This is a genomic window from Oceanobacillus sp. CF4.6 (assembly GCF_051262635.1).
Classification (GTDB): Bacteria; Bacillota; Bacilli; order Bacillales; family Amphibacillaceae; genus Oceanobacillus.
Genome location: NZ_JBIMEX010000004.1, coordinates 77,668 through 100,924 on the forward strand (window position 1 = coordinate 77,668; position 23,257 = coordinate 100,924).

Consider the following 23,257-nt stretch of genomic DNA (forward strand, 5'->3'; position numbering starts at 1 on the left):
AATGTTCGGGTTTTACTGTAATGAGCATCATTTTAACTACCTTTATTATATTTTCGGAATTTTATCAGAATCTTTATTTCAATCTAAACAGTAAAAAAAAGAAAATCACAATTCCAATTAAGGTACTGTGCTATCTTTAGTTTTGCTGAATTTCTCCTTCAATGCAGTTTTATTTATTTTACCGACATGGGTTTTCGGCAGTTCTTCTATAACGATGAATTTCTTAGGAATCTTGTATCGGGTTATCTTTTGGCTACAATGCAATTCCAGTTCCTTTGGTGTTATCTCTATTTTGGTTACAACAAATGCCACGACAATCTCACCCCATTTTTCATCAGGTAAACCAATGACCGCTGCTTCATCAACAGCCTGATGGGATTCAATCCAATGTTCCACTTCCAGCGGATATACATTTTCTCCGCCGGTAATAATCATGTCTTTCTTCCTACCGACAATATATACAAATCCCTCTTCGTCCTTTCTGGCAAGGTCCCCAGTATGAATCCATCCATCTTTAATTGTTTCTTTTGTCTCATCCGGTTTATTCCAATAATACTCAAATGCGTGGTTTCCACGTGTCAATAACTCACCGACTTCCCCCGGCTCCACCACCAAACCGTCCTCTCCAATAATTTGTATATCATTAAAGATCATTGCCTTTCCTACAGAGCCAAGTTTACGTACGGTATCTTTCGAATCGATATAAAAGTTATTCGGACCTGCTTCCGTTAAACCATAACCTTCTTTAAAAGCAAGGCCTTTTTCAGAAAAAGCATGATAGATTTTGAGTGGACACGGGGCCCCTCCGGATACAAAAACCTTCATATCCGGGAAACTTGATTGTTTGAACAAATCAGTCTGAATAATCATGTGGTACATGGTGGGTACAAATAATACGACGGTACATTTATATGTAATAAGATCTTCGACCGCTTTAGTGGGATTGAAATCAGAAGATAGTACGACCGTTCCACCAACTAGTAACAAGGGCAATGAATATACATTTAATCCACCCGTATGAAACATCGGCAAGCATGTCAATGTCGTATCATCCTGATCCAAATTCCAGCTGATTGTTGTATTTAGGGCATTCCACAAAATGGAGCGGTGGGATAAGACAGCACCTTTTGGACGGCCAGTCGTTCCTCCTGTATAGATCATTGCTAAAGGATCTTCCTCTTTTAATTGCGTATCTATAGTGAATGGTTCAGAGTGCAAATCGTTCAGGTAATCATTGTGATCAATCATTACCAAATTTGATGTTGTATCAATTGCTTTTATTTTGTCTACAAATAACGGGTCAATCCCAATCATTTTTGGATCACAGTCGTTAATGACGTATTCCAGTTCAGCTTCAGCCAATCTCCAGTTTAGCGGGATAAAGATTGCACCTATCTTCATGGCAGCAAAGAAGAAATCAAAAAAACTGATATGATTTGGAGCGAGTATCGCCACCCGATCCCCTTTACGGATTCCTTTTGAATAGAAATAATTTCCAACTTTAGCAACGCGTCGATGAAGCTCGGCATATGTCCATGAATCATTTGTATTTGAATCGATGATTGCTATTTTATTTGGTGTCAGACTAACCCGACTTTCGAACCAATTAATATCATATTTCATTCTCCCGATTCCTCCCCGTCCATCCAAACTTTGCTCACTTATCTGTATCAAGTATAGGAAGTGATAGTTACAACAAAGTTACATTTTAACTGTGGAATTTTTTAAAATCAGCACTACCAGTAATGAATATTGCATTTATAATCTCGCAGTCGATTAAAATGCGAAGTAACTGCTGGCTGATATCCATTGATATGTGCTCTTGCTGCCGTCCGAGATCGCTCTGGGCAGTCGCTTTCCGCGGGCACGGCCTCAGCCTCCTCGAGAAAACCACTCTGCGGGGCCTTCGGACACGTGCTGGGACTGCGATTACTCGCCCCACCGAAAACCTTTGTTCCCGCAGGAGTCGACTGCCCTCCGCTCACCCGGACTGGTGAAACTGTATATTGCAACTTTATCGTTGGAATGTGTTATCAATGGAAGCAACCTTCTCACCAGCTCTGGGAAATACACGGAGACTCCTTGAAAATGCATCCGCATTTTCTAACGAAGATGCACCGCTGTCGAAGCATTCCTTGTTCTGCGGGAGCAGAGGTATCGGTGAGACAGCGCAGCGCTTTAGCGCAAGTTGGCTCACCAACCGCCCGCGAACCGTAAGTGTATTTCCCAGAGCGGCCACCGAAGATGCCTATCCCATGGCGCAGTTTACAGATTTTGTAACAAAAACATTAATCTTCTAGAAATTAGCCAATAAAAAAGAAGCCATTCCAAGTTACAGGAATAGCCTTCTATCCTTTGTGTTACATCATAATTCCGCCATCGACATGGAGTGCATGGCCATTGACATAATCGGACTCATCAGAAGCAAGATATAAGTATGCATTGGCAATGTCTTCAGGACGTCCGAGCCGTTCCATCGGTATCTGCCCCTTTATTTGGTCCATCACCTTGTCAGGTACTCCTTCGACCATACTCGTTTCGGTAAACCCCGGAACAACCGCATTCACATTAATTCCTTTACGAGCAAGTTCCTTCGCCCAGGATTTTGTCATACCAATAATTCCTGCCTTTGCGGCTGCATAATTCGTTTGACCAACATTTCCATAGACCCCTGATACACTAGACGTACTAATAATTTTCCCTTTACCTTGTTCAACCATTGTTGCTAGAACTGCTTTTGTACAGTTGAAGACTCCGGTTAAATTCACATCGATTAATTGTTGGAATTGCTCTACAGTCATTTTTGATAGCATGGCATCCCTTGTTATTCCAGCATTATTTACTAATACATCAACGCGACCAAACTTCGCTAATACTTGATCAACCAAGCCATCCACACTTTCTTTACTTGCTACATCGACTTGAATAAACTTGCATTCAAATCCATCTTTTAATAATTCCTTTTCACTCTTTTCACCTTTTGACAGATCATAATCAGCAATGATCACCTTTGCTCCTTTTTTCGCAAACGTTCTTGCAATCTGGAGACCGATTCCATTTGCTGCCCTGTTATAATCGCGACTTTTTTTTGCAAACGGGTCATTTATGATTCCACTCCTCCATAAAAAAATCATCCATCGTCTGCAGTAGTTGCCCTAAATCATCGATAAGCGGAGAGTGTCCACAACCTGTCAATTCTTTATTAACAGCTTGATTACCAAAATCTTCTATCAGTTCGTCAGTCATTTGTTTTGTAACAACCATATCATGCTCACCCCATGCAATCATGACCGGAATAGTGATATCTTTCACTCTATTCTCACCTGCTACTAGTCCGTTATGGGTATTACTAATATTAAAAGTGTTCAATGCCTGATAGCACTCTGCAAGATTACGCTGTGATGTCATGTCTTCCAAATATTTTTGATACCTTTGTTCATCTGGCTGATTATTCACGTAGATGCTCATATCCCATACTTGTTTTAAAAATTCATAATTCAACGTATCGTATGCCGTTTGGACAATCTTTGTTTTATCAGCGTCAAAGATTTGTTCCAATGTTTTCAGGCGATTATTAATATCCGGCAATCCATCCTCACCTAACGGATAAAATGCAAATCCTCTGGAAGACCCTGACGCAAGTAAAAATAACCGATTACAATAAGACGGATAATCAGCACAAAACTGCTGGCAGACCGTTCCTCCCAAAGACCATCCGACCAAAGCGAAATTTTTCAATTGCAATTCATCAGCAAAGAGCTTTAAATCATCGGAGAAATCTTTAATCTCAGAGATTGGGCTTTCATAGCTGGATTCACCAAACCCGCGCAAATCTACCGCATATACCTTATAATCCTTTGAAAGGTTTTCAATTACTAAGTCCCAGTGAACGGAGGAAGTCATATTCCCATGAACGAGTATAACAATCTCCTTTCCGCCTTCACGTTCCCTGTAAGCAATGCATTCTCCATTGGATAACGTTACCTTTTTTAAAGCTACTTCTATCATTCTGCAGACCTCCTATTATTTACCCCACTTAATCACATTAGCTCCCCAAGCATAACCAATACCTGCAGAAACGAGCACAACAATATCTCCATTTTTCAATTTCCCTTGCTGTTCGGCAAGTTCCAGTGAAATAATTTGATCCATTTGGCCAATATGTCCATAGTTTTCGAGAAAGATTGATTTATTATGGTCAACTCCAAGTTTATCCAGGACATATGTGTGGGCAGATCGCTTCATATGGAGCATGGCAACGTAATTGATATCTTCTTTTGTGTACCCGCTTTTTTCCAAAGCTTTTTCAATACATAATATAAAATTTTCCATCGACTTCTCATCCAGTCGCAGCTTCATACCAGTCGGATCTGGAACATCAAATTGGTATAGACCGGCTGCCAATGTTTTTGTTGTAATCGGGTTTTTCGTGCCTCCGGTAGTCACGATAACATCTTCGGAAAAGGAACCGTCCGTAATCAGATGTGTTTGTAATATCTGATTTTCAGAATGTCCTTTTTTTAGAATAATTGCAGCTCCACCTGCACCCAGGTTGAACATAAACCTTGTATTGGTGTTATCATAATTGATAAAGTCACCATTACGATATCCACCAGCTAAAAGCACTGTTTTGATTTCCTCATCGGCAGTCATCAAATCCTTTGCCAGTTTTAATGCCATGATTGTCGTCCCACATCTTAATGCTGTATCAAAGGCCCAGGCATTAACTGCTCCAATGTCATGCTGCAATTTTATTCCGGCTGTCCAAATCGGATATTCCTTATGTTCCTCCCCGATATAAATAACGAGATCAATCTCTTTCGGGTTGATTCCAGCCTTGGCAATAGCCTTCTCTGCAGCACGCACACCCATATAGGCAGTATGATCTTCATCCCCAGGAATCGGCTTTTCCTTTATACCTAGCTTTTGTTCGACAACGTCAACCGGAAGTCCTGCAAGACGAGCCAATTCATTGGAAGACATTCGCTTTTCAGGGAGGTAGACCCCCATACTGACAATTCCAATAGCAACCACTGTTCATTCACATCCTTTTATTTTCCAACCGTTTTGCGATGATCCCGAAATCCTTTTATGGAACGATTCATAAACTTAGACTGGAGAGTCCCAATGATTCCTAATGGGAAGAATATAACAACTAAAATATATACCGTTCCATAAAGAATGATCCAACGTTCAAATATCCAATGAACATCGGATAAACCAGATAACCAGTGATGGGCAAGTTCAACAAGACCAGCTCCCAAAATCGGGCCTACCAATGTGCCAACTCCACCAATAATCGTCATTAGCAACACATCGATTGTTAGGTCAGTAGCAAATACACCTGTATTCACAAATCGGAGGGAAAGCGCGTATAATACCCCTGCAATACTCGCAACAACTCCCGCTGCGACACTTGCAATAACTTTATAATGCAGCACTTTATACCCCAATGATTCTGTCCGTGCTTCATTCTCGCGTATTGCCATTAATACCCTGCCAAAAGGGGATTTTGTAAAGCGTCTTAACCCGAAGAATAGTAGGATTAAAGAAACCAAACAAAGTACATATAAATGATGGGAGTCACGCAGTATTTCTGGAAGCCCAAACGTAAATCCGTCGTTTCCTCCAGTAAGCGAGCGCCATTTTTCAGCTGCAACTAGAAATAGTCCGGCGAGTGCCAGGGTCAGCATGGCATAGAAGTGACTTTTTAATCGGAGTGTTAATGCTCCTACAATAAAACTTACGATGGAAGCAATAACAACCGCTACCAATATCGCTACAAAAAAAGACAAAACGGTAGCATGCATGCGATCCATAACGATAGCGGTTGAATACGCACCAATTCCGAAAAACATTACATGTCCAAATGAAATAATACCTGTAAAACCTAGCAATATATCATAACTCATTGCAAAAATCGCAAAAATAAATATTTGTATAATAATAAATTGCATGCTCCGTCCAGTTACGATAAACGGAACGATAAATAACAATAAACCGATGATGATAAAAATCCAAGTGCTCTTCTCCACATTACGAATATTCAATTATCCTCACCCCTTTCCGAATAATCCTTGCGGTCTGAAAATCAGAACAACAGTCATTAACAGCATATTTACAGCCAGCGAAAGGGCTGGAACGTAATAAGCCATGAATGCCTGTGCCAATCCTACTAGAATTGCTGCAAAAAGAGATCCTGAGAAACTGCCCATTCCACCAATAACGACTACAATAAAAGCAAGTATGGAAAATTCCAAACCCATTTCGGCATAAATAACACCTGAATACACGGCATGTAATATTCCGCTTAATGCTGCCATAGCAGCCCCAACCATAAAAACAAGCATGAATACAAGTTTTATATTGATACCGAGGGATTGAACCATTTCTTTGTTCATCACTCCCGCCCGAACAATTAATCCAACTCGTGTGCGTTTCAAAATAAGTGATGAAACGATAAAAATAAGTAATCCTACTGCAATGATAAACAGTCTGTATTTGATAAGTACAATGTCTCCGACCAGGAAACTTCCCTGTAAAACTTCAGGAGGGAAAACAGCCTTCTGATCAGGTCCGAATACAACCTTTATAAACTCCTGCATAACGAGCATAAAACCAAGCGTAATCAAAATCTGCTGAATATGATTCCCATAAACAGGTCGTATAATCAGTCTTTCCGTCACGAGACCAAGCAATAAACCGGTAATGATTGCAGCAATAATTCCCACTATGAAACTGCCAGTCATCTGAAAACTCCATACACCAGTGTATGCTCCCCATATAAATAACCCACCATGTGCAAAGTTCAATACGCTCATCAAACCGAATATTAATGTCAAACCTGCTGCAAGAAGGAAAATCAACATACCCGTCGCAAGTCCATTCACGGTTAAACTAATGATCAAATCCATATATGCATCCCCCTTTCCTACGCAATGCCTAGATATTTTTTCATTAAGACTTTGTCTTGCTTCAATTCTTCCATTTGTCCTTCATGCACGGTTTTTCCATCATCAATAATAAAAAATTGATTACCTATTTTACTTGCCATCATAAAGTTCTGCTCAACAAGCAGAATCGTCGTATTTTCTTTCATTTGTTCAATGGATTCGGTAACTTTATCTACAATAATTGGGGCTAACCCTTTACTAGGCTCATCGATCAGCAGTAGTTCATTTTCATTCACATATGCCCGCGCAATAGCGAGCATTTGTTTTTGCCCGCCACTCAATGCTCCTCCAGGCTTTTTCCAAAACTTTTTCAGATCAGGAAATAATTCAAGTACCCATTCCATCCGCTTTGTCGTTCCTTCGTCCTCTTTCTTCATTGCAACTCTCATATTCTCACCAACTGTTAAATCACTAAAAACACCTTGGTCTTCGGGTACATACCCAATCCCTTTATTTGCTATTTGATGGGTCGGTAAATTTCCAATATTCTCATCGTTATACGTTATCGTACCTTTACTGACTTGATTCAGCCCCATGATTGTCCGCAATGTCGTTGTCTTACCGGCACCGTTCCTTCCAAGCAAGACGGTCACTTCCCCTTTTTTCACGTCAAAGGAGACTCCTTGTAAAATATGAAACTTCTGGATATACGCTTCCACCTGGTCTAATTTAAGTAAGCTGCTGCTCATTGTAACTACCTCCTAGATATGCCGATTGAACCGTCTCGTTTTCAACAATCTCTTCAGGAGTACCTTGAGCAATCAATTCACCATGGAATAAGACAAGGACCTCATCCGACATGTCCATAATCATATCCATTTTATGCTCAATAAGAACAATGGTACGATCTTCCTGCCTCTTAATTTCTTTAATCACTTCGATGATTGCTGGAACTTCTTCCAGCGACATGCCTGCTGTCGGTTCATCCAGCAGCAACAGCTCGGTTTCCAGTGCGAGCAGCATGGCAATCTCCAGCTTCCTCTTCTCACCATGGGCCAAATTGACAGCGAGCGAGCTTGCCTTATCGTTTAAATAAACCGTTTCAAGGAGTTCATGTGCCTTCTGTTCGAATCGCTTATAATGAAGAAAGTGAGCAATCATCTGGTAACGCACCTTTGCTTGTGACTGCACTGCCAGCCGAACATTCTCCAGTACTGTTAAATTAGGAAATACATTGGTAATTTGAAAAGATCTCCCAATGCCTATTCGTGTTCTATCGGTAGTGCGAAGCTTCGTGATATTCTGGCCCTTAAAATAGACAGAACCCTTTGTTGGAGATAATTGTCCACTGAGCAGATTAAAGAAAGTTGTCTTGCCGGCACCATTCGGACCAATAATAGAGGTAAATTTCTTTTCGCTTATTTGAACAGACACGGAATCCACAGCCACATGTCCGCCAAAAGCGATCGTTAATTCTTTTGTTTCTAATATTGCTTTCATCGTCTTCCTCCTCTAATGCGTGATGCAGAACATACCCTTACCAACAAACAAGGAGGTAAGGGCAATGTTCTAAATCAATTATTATTGATTCATAATTGGTGGTGCTGTTTCTTCCGGTGTTAGTATTCGATTTAATACTGGAACTGGATAATCCACATCATCACTTTCTTCCAATGTGATGGAGTACATTTCCTGCAATGCCTGATGGTCTTCTGGTCGGAAAGTCATCGTACCTTTAGGTGTCTCAAAGCTCATACCTTCCATGATTTCAATCAAAGCGGCCGAATCTGCATCTCCATCATTTTGTTTGAGCGCTTCCACAATTGAGATAGCTGCACTCATTCCGCCTGGTGTAAATAAATCAGGAACAGCCCCATCGAAACGTTCTGTATGTTCCTTAACCAACCAATCATTCACTTCATTATCCGGCAATGTATGGTAGTAAACAGTAAATCCTTCCATGCCTACTAATTGAGTCATCGTAGCAAGTGCTGCAATATCCGGAGCACCTGTTGTAATTGAGATACCTTGATCCTGCAATCTCATATCAGAAATCTGATTCCAAGGTGAGTTCGCTCCAGCCCAAACGACATATAAGTAATCTGGATCTGATTCGATTATTTTTTGGATATTTGCTGTAAAATCGGTTGCAGCCTGATCCGCATATTCCTCATGGACAATATCTGCTCCCAAATCTTCTGCAGCTGCCACAAATGCTGCTACACCATCATGTCCAAATGAATAATCAGGTGCCAGTGTTGCAATTTTGACACCTTCCCCTGCAATGGCTGCTGCTGCTGCCACCGCATCCTGTGCCGAGTTTCTTGCAGTTCGGAAAATATAATCATTGTATTCGGAACCCGTAATGCTATCAGCTGCTGCGGGTTCAACAACCATAATTTTCTCGTATTCTTCAGCCAGAGGTGTCACCGCCAGCGTATCACCAGAACTAGAGGAACCTACGAGAAAATCAACTTCCTTATCTTCTAGAAGACCAATTGCTTTCTGCCTTGCAACGGTGGGATCTGTTTCTGTATCTTCAAAGAACACTTCAATTTTCTTTCCCGCAACTTCCATCGTTCCATCGGTTGCATATTCCAATCCTAATTCAAAACCTTTTTTTGTCTGATCCCCGTATGCTTCCAATGCACCTGTCAGTGAAGCCAGTACACCTATTTTGATTGTTTCCTGTGCTTCACCTGAGGATTCTCCTCCTGATTCTTCTGTTGTTTCTTGTGCTGTTTCTTCTGCTGTTTCTTCCCCTGATTCTTCTGAACTGCCTGAAGCTCCATCACTGTCATTACATGCAGCCAAAATACCAATAAATAACAGTACAACTACTAGTGACCATATTCGGTTAACCTTCATTATTTCTCCCCCTCAAAATATAATCATTTTTACTTATTGCTATCATAAAAAGAACAAGTTACAGGAAAGTTACAAACAGGTTCTTCACCCAAACCAACGTATTGCAGTTGCTGCCCATGTATAACCAGTTCCTGCAGATACAATTACCGCAATATCACCTTCGTTTAGTAAGCCACTTTCCTCAGCCAGATATAAACCATAACAAGGATCCAGAGCAGACATATGCCCATGATGTGTTAGATAAATAGCTTGCTCTTCTCTTAGCCCTACTCTCTCAAGTATTTCGGTAAACATTGATTTTTTCATATGAAGTGGTAAAAGCACCTTTAAGTCCTCTAATGTCAGCCCACTTCTCTCTAATGATTGTTTAATGACATTCGTAAAATTGGGAATCGATACAAGGTCCAAGCGCTCTTTCATACTGGCTGGGTTTGGCACATCAATATAGTGCATTTTTTGCTGAACTACTTCTGAACTTACTGGATGTATTGAACCACCTCCCGGAACAAGTACGTCTTTACTGAATGAACCATCTGTAATTATCGAGGAAGCAAGAATTTCGCTCTTTGTCGCATTTTTCGTTACGAGTGCTGCTGCACCACCATCTGCAAAATTAAACATAAACCTAGATCGAGGATTTTCGTAGTTGACGGTCATTGATTCCTTCGATCCACCTACGAGCAAAATATTGTTGATATTTTCATCAGAATAGAGCATATCTTTTGCAACTTTAACGGCTATCGGAAAACATGAACTCACATTCATCAGCTCAAAGGAGTACGCATTGCTCGTTCCCAGTTCATGTTGTATTTTTGATGAAGCTGTCCAAATCTGATAATCTTTGAAAGGGCTCCCAAAATAAATGACAATGTCTATTGTTTTCGGGTCTACTTTACTCAGAATTTTTTTTCCTGCAGCTATCGCTAGATCTGATGCATGCATATGGTCTGGTGCTATTCCTTTTTCATATAGCCCAAACTTCTCTATAATTACCTGTTCTGGAATGGTAGTTTTATGTGATAGTTCTGATGCAGTTTCTTTCTGTTCAGGTTCATAAATACTGGTTGCCTGAATACCAATCATTTATCTCGCTCCCTCTTTGGTAGTTTCATTACTCCCTCACCATCCAGGACAATACTCCCAGTTTGATTTTTACAAGTTGTTTTTAACGTTATTAATCTATTATCCTCATCCAACTCCATCACTTCTGCACGAGCGGTTATCGTGTCACCTATATAAACAGGCTTCGTAAAATGCAAGGTTTGCGATACATAGATTGAACCTGGTCCCGGAATATGCATTCCCAATAATCTGGACAGGAAACTCGCTGTAAGTAATCCATGGCTGATGCGCTCACGAAAAAATGTATTTTTGGCATATTCCTTGTCAACATGTATAGGATTATAATCACCACTTAATCCTGCAAACATTACAAAATCTGTTTCTGTTACGGTTCTTGAAAAACTCGCTGAATCTCCAATTGCAAAGTTCATAACGATATCACCTCGATAGCAAATTCTTATTTAATTCTTTTTTATCTATTTTCCCTGTGGCATTTTTAGGTATATCCTCCACTACCATCACCTTTTTAGGTACTTTGTATTTAGCTAGTTTCATGAGGCAATAGGATCTAATTTCCTGTTCACTTATTATTTCATCCTTATTTAAGGAGACAAAAGCAATTGGAACCTCCCCCCATTTTTCATCTTCAACTCCAATTACAGCAACTTCATTCACTTGCGGTAATTCATTAATTACCTGTTCGACCTCCAATGGATAAATATTTTCCCCACCAGAAATAATCATGTCCTTTTTCCTTCCAGCTACGTAAATAAATCCTTCCTCATCTTGTCTCATCAAGTCTCCTGAATAAAACCATCCTTCCCTTATCGCTTCATTTGTTTGCTTTGGCAATCCCCAATACTCCTTCATGACATTCGGACCTTTTATGAGAAGTTCACCTATCTCTCCATTTTTAACTTGATTGCCTTCATCATCTACAATTAAAATGTCAGAAAACATGACCGGCTTTCCTATAGAGCCCACTCTCGTTTGGTAATCTTCCCTGGAAAGCATAAAAATCGTTGGTGCAGTTTCCGTCATTCCCATTCCCTGTCCAAAAGGCAACCCCCTTTCTAAATAGGCGTTTATGATTTCTTTCGGGCATGGAGCACCACCACTGTAAAACCATCGCACAGATGAGAAATTTGCAGTTTCAAATAAGGGATGTTTCCGGATAGCGTCATGTATCGTAGGCACTCCCATTACGACTGTTACAGCCGTTTCTTCAATTGTTTGGATGGTGTTGCCAGGATCAAATTTCCCAGGGATAATAACTGTTCCGCCGGTAAGTAATGTTGGAAAGGCAAATAACCCAATTCCACCGATATGAAATAAAGGCAGAAGAACAATCACTTTATCCTTAGACGTAATGTCTATTGCATACTGGCAATTAATCGCATTCCAAAACATATTCTCCTGCGTTAATACAGCTCCTTTTGGTCTCCCTGTCGTTCCAGATGTATAGCAGATGATAAAGGGATCATTTGCAGCATCTATTTTTACATGTTTTACTTTTGTATCAAGCTTGCTTTCTTCATCCTCAAATCGGAAAGCGCTCTCAAATTTTATATGATTGCAAATGGCATGATATAAATCAGCAGTTTCCTCCTCGTAAATGATTGTTTTGGTTCCACTATCGTTTAATTGATATGTTAATTCCTGCGCAGTCAGCCGAATATTTAATGGCACTGCAATCAACCCAAGCTGAGCAATGGAAAAATAGGAAATCAGATACTCTTCACGATTATTGGAAAGGATAGCTATTCGATCCCCTTTTTGAAGGAGATATTTCTTCTGAAGCAAAGCAGCCATCCATTCAACTCTTTCCGAAAGCTCTTTGTACGTATACTTATTTTTATCACTGATTAACGCTATTCGATTTGGTGTTATAAAAGCTCGTTTATGGATCCAGTAGGAAATAGGTTCCAATTATTTTACCTCCTGTCGTTTCAGGCCATTAAAGATTACCTCCATAACCTCATCCAATACTTCATCAGGGACTAATCTCTCTTCCCAAAGAACCCAGCGCATCCCGATAAATTGACCAATCCCCATTAAGCAATAAGCAATCGTTTCAGGGTTCAAAGATTTACATTCATGACTATCTACAGCTTCCTCGACCGATTTAATAAATCCATCTGCAATCTTCTCGTAATACCAACGATATAGATTCTTATCCACTAATACCGACTGCTGTACAATACTGTACAAATTTCGATGATTAACTACCCATTCGAAAAATGCGAGAAAGCCCGCCCGCTGTTTTTCTTCAAATGTTGCTTTTCCTTCCATTGCTAATTTAATCTGATATCGAAAACTTGAACTCAATTGATATACCAGTTCATCATATACTGACTTTTTTGTAGGAAAGTAATTATAAAAAGTACCTTGTGCCACACCAGCCTTTACAGTAATTTCAACAATGGATGCTTCAAAATACCCCTTTTCACCAATAATCTCTTCTGCAGTATCTAAAATCTTCTGTCTTGTTTTCATACCTTTTGATGTTAACTGATTTTCTTTTATTCCTGACATATGAATCACCTCTCAGTTTTAGATTATACAAAACTTTCAGATAGATTGCAAGTGTTTTTCAAAAATACGACTTACAGATAAATAATTCATTTATCTTTCTGTTTTAGACCTCTACCTAACTTTTTTTCAGGGCAAGCAACACGGTAAAGTAAAATGCCTTAATCGAATAGATCCAGAGGTGACCCTCTTCAAATTAAGACATATTCAGTACGTATTCAATTCTTCAGATTCCATCATTAACTCAAACATTTCTTTTGTAGAATCCATTGGTTCCACACCAAGCTCCGTTTGCAGCGCATCACAGCATTTTTCATACCATTTCATAGCCTGGGGACGATTGTTGTTCTGATAATAACTATACATCATCAGACGATACGCCTCCTCCCACGTGCGATCAATGACCAATATTTTTTCACAACAAGCCATACATTGGTTAAATTCCAATAAACGCACTGCTACTTGAGCCATCTTCTCCGCGCCTCTAAGATAAAGTTGTTGGAGTCGTTCTCTTTCCGCTTGACACCAGGTTGTAAAGCGAAGGTCGGACAAGTAATCCCCATGATACAGTTTCAAGCCCTTCTCCAGTAATTCCATTGCATGTTTTGGCTCCCTCTCATCCATGCCTTTCATTACCCAGTCTTCAAACAGAATGCAATCCAATTCACACCCTGCATCCGGATTTAATCTGTAAGAACTTCCTTCCCTCGTAATAAAAAATGATTCTTCTCTTGCTTTCCTATGAGGCTCCAACACTTTCAATAAAGCATTCAGTGTTACCTTAAAACTTTTATTCACATTCGCTTCATCCTGATCCGGCCATAAAAATTGAAAAATCTCTTCCTTTTGTAAAAAATTTTTACGGTTGGTTATAAGCAACTCAAATAATTCCTTTGCTTTACCCCGTTGCCAATCCTGAGGCTCTATTTGTTTCGTTCCAAGCCATATTCTAAATTGGCCAAGTGTACTTATCCGCAATGTATAACCCGGATGATTTTTAATCGATTCACTCAAGTTGAGTTCATACATTAACCTGGAAACATATTGCGGTGCAATACCAAGCTCGTTTGCTTTTAATAACATTGGAGCAATATTTTGCATATCTGTCGGTCCAAAGACTGTTTTGCTCTTTAGGAAAAATTCATACTCCTCTGTCTGGATTTCATGGAGAAAACTGGCCATCTCGATCCTAAATTGATCTTCCGCTTCTCTTTCAAAGGAAATATAAGCATTCCAAAAAGTGGTTACCATGATTCCGTAGCGATCACCACAGGACACCATATCAGACATTACTTGTTCATTCATGATCCAAGCCTGATTGAGATTATGGTTATAAACCTCTGTTATCGTCATTCCAAGTTTGATCAGCGCACTTAACCAACGATCGTTTACTTTTTCTGTTTCTTTTAGCCCTTTAATGGCATGATCCATGGCCCGGTTATATTCTTGTCGTTTGCCATATAAAATGGAGAGACCCATATATGGTTCGGCCTTCCCTCTGGAAATATTAATTTTACCCATCATTTCAAGTGCTGCTTCATAACATTGGATTGCTAAATCTGTATCATAGTGATCTGTCATTTGAACCGCATGCCCCATCCGTATCCAACCACATGCTTCCACAAATGGGGCCTGTATGGAAAGTCCTAATTGAATCGCATCTGAAGCAAGCTGCTTACTTACCTCGGCATTACCCATAAAAGCTTCAATAAGAGACAAAAGTAAATCTGTCTCGCGGTGGGATTGCGGCAAATGTTTATGATTATTGCTATCGCTTTCCTTTTTTCTGTTTATTAGAATTTCTTTTGCCTTAGCTAATCTTCCGGTACGAAGGTAAATTCTTGACTGTAGATTACTTTCCTCCATCGGTAAGTTAAGTCGTTTTGCCCGTTCAAACCAAACTTCCGCCTTAGCCGCTTTGCCGGCATTCAATAAATTTTCTGCCATCAACAAATACAGCTGAGCCATATCCTCAGACAATCCCTCGGCCTTATCCCTGTAATGGATAGCTTGATTCACAAATCGTTCTGCTTGATCAGGTTGAATTGTATCCAGATAAATACGGGCCATCCCTTCCAAAGCCTGGCTTCTTAGATAATGGTTTTCCTTCGTTTGTTCTGGCAGTGAATGAATAATTCGTTCATAATTCTTCATTGCTAATTCATATAAGGATCGATAACGTTCAATCTCTCCTTGATAGAAATAAAGAACCTGTGTTTGTTCTTTATACTTATCTGGCAAATCCACTAATAAATCATAAAGGATTTTAAGCCTTCCAGAACGCAGCATTTCCAGTCCGTTATCTTTCAATAAATGAGCAATCTTATCATATTCCTCTACCTTTTGATAATGGTTAAGAGCGGATTCCATACTCTCTCTTTTTTCAAAATAACGCGCTGCCCGTAAATGCAATTGTTTGTATTCGCTTTCATAATTCTTCAGCAATCGATTCTCTAAAAACGCTTTAAATAACGCATGATAGCGATAATAATTTCTATCTCCTTCAACGATAAACAAGTTTTGCTCAATAAGGCCTGCTAAAAGATCCTCTGACCCATTTATTTGCAATACTTCATCACAACTTTCTGGTGAGAGAATATCAAGTATGCTCGACTGCATGAGGAACTGCTGAATGATGAATGACTGCTTGGTTAACACTTCTGCAGCAAGATAGTCAAATAGGTCCCTTAATGACCTCTTTTGGTTTGTAAAAATGGTCTCTAATGATGTGCCTGCGTTGAGTTGCTGAATAAGCATATTAAATGCAATTGCCCAGCCTTCCGTTAACTGGTAGATTTTAGTTACCTCTTGGTCCGTAACTTTTACGTGATGCACATCTTCTAATAGGTAATGCATCTCCTCTGTAGAAAAGACTAAATCAAATTGGGTAATTTCAAGTAAATCTCCCTTCACCTTTAGTTTCGGAAGGATATCCCACCTTGGTTTCTTTCTGCTAGATATTACTATATGGAGATTCGATGGAATATGGTCAAATAAATAAAGCATCCAATTCTCAATTTCATTTGAATTGGCAACATAATGAAAATCATCCAATACGAGAATAACTTCTTCTTTTATATGAATGATTTCATTAATAAAAGAAGTCACCAATGAATAGATGTATTCTAAATCAACATAATTAGTAATACTTTGTAGTTCTTGCAGAATGGCGTCACCAAAATAGGAATGTTTCTGTTTAATCGATTGAACCAGTTTGCTGATAAATGGTAGGATAGCGGCATCATTTGGAGAAACAGAATACCAACTTACATCTTTATTTATAGCATGTACAAATAATGTCAATGCTGTACTCTTTCCGTAACCAGCACCTGCATACAATAATGTTAAAGGATACTTCCCGATATTCATTAGTTTTTTATTTAATTTGCTTCGTTGTAGAAATCGTTCTCTAACCTGTGGTGGAGCAAGCTGACTTTGAATAATTGGTATCGTTCTCAAGCGATGTCCTCCCCCCATTTTTATTTTTCATAATCTTCTATTATTTTAACATACAATTTCTTTCCTTTTGTTAGATTCTTTCTAATTTTATTCTTTTCGTAGCTCCAATATGATTTATCTGTATCAAAAAAGAGCGTATCTTTAACGATACGCTCCTTTCCCAATTATTTTTCCCCAGGCTTCGTTTCCTGACCGACCTCTGACTCCGCCGCTGGTTTAGCCACATTTGCGGCTTTTTTCTTCGGATTCATTAATCTGCCTTTACGCACTTGCTTTACCCAGAATCCGCCATGAATTTGTTTCGGTTCGTAGGAAATAATAAATGCCTTTGGATCGATTTCCTGAATCATTTCATATAGTTTCAACTCATATTTTCTCGGTGTTAATATTTGCATGGATAATCGGTCGCCATCCATCCCATAAGAGGACCAGCTTGTCACACCATATCCCTTTTCTCTTATCTTCTGCGTGAATTTAAGGTCTGGGTTTGTTGAAACAACATTTACTGTAATATATCCAAGTGCAAGCTTTTCTTCAATTTTAGTTCCTACAATGACACCTGTCCCAAAGCCAATTGCATATGCAAGAAGGTTCTGGATTTCATTTAAGTTATCAAGTACAAGCCCTAATCCCACAACATAAATAACGACTTCAAACATGCTTACAAATGCAGCAATATACCTTCGACCCTTTAATGTCAAGATCATACGGATCGTTGATAAAGATACATATACAACATTTATTAGAAAGATTATCGCTACCATCATAAATGCATTTTCCAACAAAGGTTATCCCTCCTACTTATCTACTCTTAAGCATACATCAAATGCGTATCAGTTGGAAATATTCCGTAAGATTATATTTATCTACTATTTTCCCTAATTATAATATTATGGGGTACTCATTTAATTAATGATTGAGACTATGCTTTTTGAGCATCGCAGAGTTGAGATAAACTGCGAACTAACTACTAGCTGATATCCAAAATCGTGTGCTTCTATCGCTCTGCGGGGTCTTCGGACACGTGCTTTTCCCGCAGGAGTCACCGCCCGCCGCTCACCCGGACTGGTGAAGTTGTGATACGATTTTTATCTTATATCACTAAGCTGTTAATCTTTTGTAAGCTTAACACCAGCTCTGGGAAATATACGAAGACTCCAGCGGGAGGAAAAGCATAGGTGAGACTCTGAAATGCGTTAGCATGAAGAGGCTCACCAGCCGCCTTAGGATGCGCGAAGTATATTTCCCAGAGCGGTCGCCGAAGTTTCTGCATACTGATAGAAAACCAGCAGTTACTTCGTAGTTTATAGATTTTGTGGCAATAGCAACAAATCTTTTCGGTGTGATGAGTAACAGCAGTCCCACCCTTCTAGAAAACACCCTTGATTAAAACCCAAGCAATCTTTTTCTTAATGTGCGTCTCCAAACTGCTGCAAGAAGTTCACAGGAATATAGATCATCAGCGGTTCTTAGATCATCTTTATTTAAAAACACAACCTCTATACATGCCGCAATAGACCAGTCTGGATAAGGACGATCGATTAATTCTAAATCGACTCCTCCTTTTATATTTCCTTCCTCCAAAACCCGAAAGTACCAGCCTGTTTGCAGTCCGCTTTCAAGCCATTTCAAAGAAACAGGGCCAGGTTGTGACACTTGGATAATTGCTTCACCAATACGAAAAGTATCACCGATAAACACGGAATATTCATCCATTTCCAGCACAGCGAAATTTTCATTTTTTGAACCAATTTTTTCATTAGAAGTTTCTCCCACTTGGAGATTTGTATAATGTTTTATCGGATAAGCAAAAACAGCCTTTTCCATCATATCACTTTTCGCAGTCGCAATCTTAGCTACATCCACAAATCCATACTTTTTTAAGGGAATGGGTTCTTTTTGTTCTATCCTATCCACGAAAATTTTATGTATATACGGTTCTTCCATCCTGTCACCTACTTTACTTCTATGTTATATTAATTTTATTCTACTAGAAATTCTATTTTATTAATAATTATTACGGTTTGGAGGGATATGCATGGCTATTAAAAAAGCAACATTTGCTGGAGGCTGCTTCTGGTGTATGGTTAAACCATTTGATCAGTGGGATGGGGTCCACAGCGTGATTTCAGGATATACTGGAGGTCATGTGGAAAATCCTTCCTATGAGGAAGTAAAACTAGGAAATACAGGACATTATGAAGCGGTGGAAATCACCTATGATTCAGAGATCATTCGCTATGAGACCATTATTGACCTTTACTGGAAACAAATAGACCCAACAGATGATGGTGGGCAATTCGCTGATCGTGGTGACCAGTACCGGACTGCAATTTTCTATCATGATGCCGAACAAAAAAGTTTGGCTGAATCTTCTAAGCAGGAACTTGCAGGAAGCGGGAAATTTGCGAAACCGATTGTAACGAAGCTTATTCCAGCACAAGTATTTTATCCTGCTGAAGACTATCATCAGGATTTTTATAAGAAGAGCAAAGAAGAATATGAAGCGGATCGGGCGGAATCTGGCAGAGATGAATTTATCGATGCTGTTTGGAAACCGTGAAGGTATTATTGTCGTGAAAACGGAGCCTGAATTAGACTCCTTTTTTTTCTATTTACATGCCTCCATAAACCCTTGATAAATTTTTAGCGATGGGTCTTCCCTTGCATGAATTAATGCTTCCGGATGCCATTGCAAACCAAGTACAAATGGATGTGTTTTACTTTCAATTGCTTCAATGACACCATCACTTGCCTTCCCGCTGATTTGAAATCCTTCAGGAACGACTCTGTTTGCCTGATGATGAAAACTGTTTATCCGGAATTTATTTTTACCGGCCAACCGATGCAGCAATGTTCCTTCTGCCACTTCAACAAAATGAGAACAATAATCAAATGGGGCCTTCTGTGAATGCTGCAGTAGCTCGTTGTCCATTTGAGAATAAATATCCTGGTACATATCACCGCCCGCTGCAATATTTAATATTTGACTTCCTCTGCAAACACCCAAGATAGGTTTTCTCTTTTCTAGCATGGAAGAAACCAGAGACAACTCAGCCATATCCCTTTCCGGAATAATCGTACCGAGCTTCGGATGGGGTTCCTCGCCAAAAATAACCGGATCAATATCATATCCACCTGTAACATATAGCCCATCTATTCGATCTGTCATTTGATTTACTTCATGATCATCTATTAAATAAGGCACGATTATCGGGATCCCTCCCGCTGCCAGAATAGCTTTCACATTCCTGTTTGCAACTGAATAATAGGCCTTATCCGTTTCCATAGATGCTGTGACGCCAATGATCGGTTTCATAACACTTCCCTCTTTTCTTTACATATACAATTAGTGTAATTTATTATTATACAGATAACCAGTATCTTCTGATTAATCTATCATTAAATTTTTCCATACATTTCTATTTACCTGTTGAAAATCATGATATAGTTAGTAAGATAAATTAAACGAGTACTAATGCGCTTGTTCAAAATAGATATCCGAGTTGGTATTAAAGGTCCAGGCAACGTTTTGAGTACCAAGGAGACGTGAATACATATGGCAAAAAAAGAATCCCTACTACCACTAAAGACACTCTTTGTTAGTTTTCATGCTTCCAATACGATTTTAATTAGTTTTCTACCTTTATATTTACAGTTTCGTGGCTTAAATGGTACACAGATTGGCTGGGTATTGGCTGTTGAATCACTTGCCTCTATACTCGCACAGCCATTTTGGGGATATTTAAGTGATAAATATAAAACAGTAAAAAAAATATTATTTGTTTGTATTATTGGTCTACTCATTGGAAGTACCCTATTCTTCCAGATGGATACATTGCCGACTATTTTAGTAATGGGTGCGCTATTCTACTTTTTTGCTACCCCTGTTGGAGCACTTACCGATAGCCTCGCACAACGCCGGTCTGTCGAGTTAAATGTATCATTTGGCTCGATACGCATGTGGGGTTCCGTTGGTTTTGCACTTTCTTCCCTACTTGTAGGAGAAGTACTTGCGAGTTTCGGAATTCAATATATGGGTTGGGTCTATTTCTTCTTTGGTTCCTTAGCATTACTAACCGTTTTCCCATTAAAAGATGTTAAAGTTGAATCACAACCCGTTAAAATTAAAGATTTAAGCAGAATTGTTAAAAATAAGCCCTTCTTAATCTTTTTGTCTGTTATTGTCTTTATTACTGTTACACATCGGATGAATGATTACTACATGGCACTCTATATTACAGAACTCGGAGGAACCGAAGCTTTGGTTGGTGTAGCCTGGTTTGTCGGCGTAATCGCTGAAGCTGCCGTCTTCGCATTTGCAGGTTTTTGGTTCAGAAAATACCATGCCATGATATTTATCATTGTGGCAGCCATTCTTTATACACTGCGCTGGTTTCTCTATTCTGCAGTTGACGATCCAATGTTCATTGTGGCACTCCAATTTATGCATGGATTAACCTTTGGTGTATTTTACACAGCTGCCTTTGATTATGTGACAAGGTTAATACCAACATTTTTACAATCGACCGGACATCTTGTGTTTTTCTCTGTATATTTTGGTTTGTCAGGCATTATCGGATCACTTGCAGGAGGTCCACTGATCGAAACCTTTGGCGGTAACACCATGTACTTATTTATGGGAATAATAGCCGCAGTAGGAACGATTCTACTTATCACCTATCATATTCTGCCTTACGGAAAAGAAATCACTGTACGTGACCGAGAATAAACCTATTCTCTGTCTGTGCCAATCAATATATACGAGACTTAGGGTGCGTTTCTAGGATGGATAAATTCCGTCCTTTTTATTTTGTCTCAATTATTGACCTCCCCGACACATCGAAACACAAAAAAAGAGCCAAACCCCAAAGGATTCAGCTCTCATTCAAATTTCTAGCTCAAGAAAATAAAATACAGTACAAAGATAACAAACAGTCCGTACATAATCGGATGAATCTCTTTCGCACGACCTTTTACAAGCATCGTAATGGGGTAGAAAATAAATCCGATTGCAATCCCTGTAGCAATACTATATGTTAATGGCATCATCAAAACAGTCAAAAATGCTGGCACTGCAATTTCAAATTGATCCCATTCAATATGTCTTAATGAAGATGCCATCATAACACCGACGATAATCAATGCTGGTGCAGTAACTTCCGCTGTCACTACGCTTAACAATGGCGAGAAGAAAAGGGCCAACAGGAAGAAACCTGCTGCAACGATTGAAGTAAGACCAGTACGTCCACCTACGCCAACACCTGCAGTGGATTCCACATAGGATGTTGTCGTTGATGTACCAACTGTTGCACCGACAACTGTTGCCGCTGAGTCTGCAAATAGAGCTTTACCAGCGCGAGGCAATTTATTATCCTTCATTAACCCTGCCTGAGATGCCACAGCGACAAGTGTTCCAGCAGTGTCAAAAAAGTCTACGAAAAGGAACGTTAAAATAACAACGAGCATTTCCAAAGTGAAGATTTCACCAAAGTGTAAGAATGCCTGGCCGAATGTTGGCGCCAAACTTGGGACTCCACTTACAATTCCACCAATTCCAGATGGAACTCCAATTAATCCAAAAACCATTCCTGCAAGTGCAGTGAGAATCATTCCATAAAAGATACCCGCTCTAATACCAAATGTAATTAATATAACCGAAACAACGACTCCAAATATAGCCAACAAAGTCGTTGATGATGTTAAATCACCGAGTGCAAGTAAAGTAGCTGGATCTGGAACAACGATACCTGCATTTTGTAAACCGATAAAAGCAATAAATAGTCCGATACCTGCTCCAACCGCCAATTTCAAGCTTGCCGGGATGGCATTAATAACTTTTTCCCGAAGTCCAGTTAATGTTAAAATAATAAAAATAATACCAGAAGCTAACACACCAGCCAATGCTGTTTCCCAAGGAATACCAAAACCAAGCACTACCGTATAAGCAAAAAATGCATTCAATCCCATACCAGGTGCAAGAACGATAGGATATTTAGCGATAAGACCCATCAAAATAGAACCAACAGCTGCCGCAATTGCTGTTGCTGCAAATACTGCTCCTTCATCCATACCTGTTTCGCCTAAAATGGATGGATTTACAAATAGAATATATGCCATCGCTAGAAATGTTGTTAATCCAGCCATAAATTCTGTTCTAAAGCTTGTACCTAGTTTCTCAAACTGAAAATAGTTCTTCATTAAAATATCCTCCTAATTATATATCGATAAAAAACACCCTTGGAGTATTCCAAGAGCGCTACCTTTACTAGACAGAAAAAGCAATCCATAACGACCATTCCATAAATTATATGGCTAGTCAAATTACTAACTTCCACGTAGTCAGACCATTTACGGCGGTCTGGTAGAAACTCCGGGCCCTATCCCCAAAAATATACGTATTTATATTAATTTATATTGCTACTTTACTAAAAAATAATTAT

The 23,257-nt window shown here is 39.4% G+C and carries 20 protein-coding genes, 1 pseudogene and 1 riboswitch; of the genes and pseudogenes, 2 read left to right on the forward strand and 19 right to left on the reverse strand.

What is annotated here, in order from left to right:
- Positions 1 to 117: 117 nt before the first annotated feature.
- From ACHABU_RS08550 to ACHABU_RS08630, 17 genes and pseudogenes are all read right to left on the reverse strand, one after another.
- A complete protein-coding gene (locus tag ACHABU_RS08550) occupies positions 118 to 1,623 on the reverse strand; it encodes an acyl-CoA synthetase (RefSeq protein WP_435764369.1) in 1,506 nt (501 codons plus the stop codon).
- A 737-nt stretch (positions 1,624 to 2,360) separates the two neighbouring features.
- Positions 2,361 to 3,103: pseudogene (gene fabG, locus ACHABU_RS08555) on the reverse strand (3-oxoacyl-ACP reductase FabG).
- Positions 3,100 to 4,008: an intracellular short-chain-length polyhydroxyalkanoate depolymerase gene (gene phaZ, locus ACHABU_RS08560; protein WP_435764371.1), complete on the reverse strand. Its 909-nt coding sequence runs from the start codon at positions 4,006 to 4,008 to the stop codon at positions 3,100 to 3,102. The pseudogene fabG and the gene phaZ overlap by 4 nt, the downstream one beginning before the upstream one ends.
- Before the next feature lie 15 nt (positions 4,009 to 4,023).
- The gene (locus tag ACHABU_RS08565) at positions 4,024 to 5,034 is read right to left on the reverse strand and encodes a 3-oxoacyl-ACP synthase (protein WP_435764373.1); all 1,011 of its coding nucleotides are present in this window, start codon (positions 5,032 to 5,034) and stop codon (positions 4,024 to 4,026) included.
- Positions 5,035 to 5,051: 17 nt separating this feature from the next.
- Positions 5,052 to 6,050 (reverse strand): branched-chain amino acid ABC transporter permease, encoded by a 999-nt coding sequence (locus ACHABU_RS08570; protein ID WP_435764375.1) that lies wholly within the window; start codon positions 6,048 to 6,050, stop codon positions 5,052 to 5,054.
- Positions 6,051 to 6,056: 6 nt separating this feature from the next.
- Positions 6,057 to 6,914 (reverse strand): branched-chain amino acid ABC transporter permease, encoded by an 858-nt coding sequence (locus tag ACHABU_RS08575; RefSeq protein ID WP_435764377.1) that lies wholly within the window; start codon positions 6,912 to 6,914, stop codon positions 6,057 to 6,059.
- A gap of 17 nt (positions 6,915 to 6,931) precedes the next feature.
- Positions 6,932 to 7,642, reverse strand: coding sequence for an ABC transporter ATP-binding protein (locus ACHABU_RS08580; protein ID WP_435764379.1), 711 nt, complete (start codon positions 7,640 to 7,642; stop codon positions 6,932 to 6,934).
- Positions 7,623 to 8,393 (reverse strand): ABC transporter ATP-binding protein, encoded by a 771-nt coding sequence (locus ACHABU_RS08585; protein WP_435764381.1) that lies wholly within the window; start codon positions 8,391 to 8,393, stop codon positions 7,623 to 7,625. Before ACHABU_RS08585 ends, ACHABU_RS08580 begins: the two co-directional genes overlap by 20 nt.
- 81 nt (positions 8,394 to 8,474) lie before the next feature.
- Positions 8,475 to 9,761, reverse strand: coding sequence for a substrate-binding domain-containing protein (locus ACHABU_RS08590; protein WP_435764383.1), 1,287 nt, complete (start codon positions 9,759 to 9,761; stop codon positions 8,475 to 8,477).
- A gap of 84 nt (positions 9,762 to 9,845) precedes the next feature.
- Positions 9,846 to 10,844 (reverse strand): 3-oxoacyl-ACP synthase, encoded by a 999-nt coding sequence (locus tag ACHABU_RS08595; RefSeq protein WP_435764385.1) that lies wholly within the window; start codon positions 10,842 to 10,844, stop codon positions 9,846 to 9,848.
- Positions 10,841 to 11,254, reverse strand: a complete 414-nt coding sequence (locus ACHABU_RS08600) for a MaoC family dehydratase (RefSeq protein WP_435764387.1) — start codon at positions 11,252 to 11,254, stop codon at positions 10,841 to 10,843. Before ACHABU_RS08600 ends, ACHABU_RS08595 begins: the two co-directional genes overlap by 4 nt.
- Before the next feature lie 7 nt (positions 11,255 to 11,261).
- Positions 11,262 to 12,752 (reverse strand): o-succinylbenzoate--CoA ligase, encoded by a 1,491-nt coding sequence (menE, locus tag ACHABU_RS08605; RefSeq protein WP_435764389.1) that lies wholly within the window; start codon positions 12,750 to 12,752, stop codon positions 11,262 to 11,264.
- Positions 12,753 to 13,358 carry a TetR/AcrR family transcriptional regulator gene (locus ACHABU_RS08610; RefSeq protein ID WP_435764391.1) on the reverse strand — a complete coding sequence of 202 codons (606 nt, stop codon included), beginning with the start codon at positions 13,356 to 13,358 and terminating at the stop codon, positions 12,753 to 12,755.
- 204 nt (positions 13,359 to 13,562) lie between these two features.
- Entirely contained in the window at positions 13,563 to 16,814 is a 3,252-nt protein-coding gene (locus tag ACHABU_RS08615; RefSeq protein WP_435764393.1) for a BTAD domain-containing putative transcriptional regulator, read from the reverse strand.
- Positions 16,815 to 16,834: 20 nt separating this feature from the next.
- Positions 16,835 to 16,978: a hypothetical protein gene (locus ACHABU_RS08620; RefSeq protein WP_435764395.1), complete on the reverse strand. Its 144-nt coding sequence runs from the start codon at positions 16,976 to 16,978 to the stop codon at positions 16,835 to 16,837.
- Positions 16,979 to 17,599: a DUF2179 domain-containing protein gene (locus ACHABU_RS08625; protein ID WP_435764397.1), complete on the reverse strand. Its 621-nt coding sequence runs from the start codon at positions 17,597 to 17,599 to the stop codon at positions 16,979 to 16,981.
- A gap of 601 nt (positions 17,600 to 18,200) precedes the next feature.
- Positions 18,201 to 18,761 (reverse strand): MOSC domain-containing protein, encoded by a 561-nt coding sequence (locus tag ACHABU_RS08630; RefSeq protein WP_435764399.1) that lies wholly within the window; start codon positions 18,759 to 18,761, stop codon positions 18,201 to 18,203.
- Positions 18,762 to 18,852: 91 nt separating this feature from the next.
- Here ACHABU_RS08630 and msrA point away from each other — a divergent pair, with 91 nt between their 5' ends.
- Entirely contained in the window at positions 18,853 to 19,377 is a 525-nt protein-coding gene (gene msrA, locus ACHABU_RS08635; protein ID WP_435764401.1) for a peptide-methionine (S)-S-oxide reductase MsrA, read from the forward strand.
- 48 nt (positions 19,378 to 19,425) lie between these two features.
- Here the strand turns inward: msrA and ACHABU_RS08640 are convergent, their stop codons facing one another.
- A complete protein-coding gene (locus ACHABU_RS08640) occupies positions 19,426 to 20,133 on the reverse strand; it encodes a gamma-glutamyl-gamma-aminobutyrate hydrolase family protein (RefSeq protein ID WP_435764403.1) in 708 nt (235 codons plus the stop codon).
- Positions 20,134 to 20,373: 240 nt separating this feature from the next.
- On the opposite strand from ACHABU_RS08640, the gene ACHABU_RS08645 reads away from it, so the two are divergent.
- Positions 20,374 to 21,546 (forward strand): MFS transporter, encoded by a 1,173-nt coding sequence (locus tag ACHABU_RS08645; RefSeq protein WP_435764405.1) that lies wholly within the window; start codon positions 20,374 to 20,376, stop codon positions 21,544 to 21,546.
- A 164-nt stretch (positions 21,547 to 21,710) separates the two neighbouring features.
- Here ACHABU_RS08645 and ACHABU_RS08650 read toward each other — a convergent pair whose 3' ends face one another.
- Positions 21,711 to 23,015 (reverse strand): NCS2 family permease, encoded by a 1,305-nt coding sequence (locus tag ACHABU_RS08650; protein WP_435764407.1) that lies wholly within the window; start codon positions 23,013 to 23,015, stop codon positions 21,711 to 21,713.
- A gap of 118 nt (positions 23,016 to 23,133) precedes the next feature.
- Positions 23,134 to 23,234: riboswitch (purine riboswitch) on the reverse strand.
- Between the last annotated feature and the right edge of the window lie 23 nt (positions 23,235 to 23,257).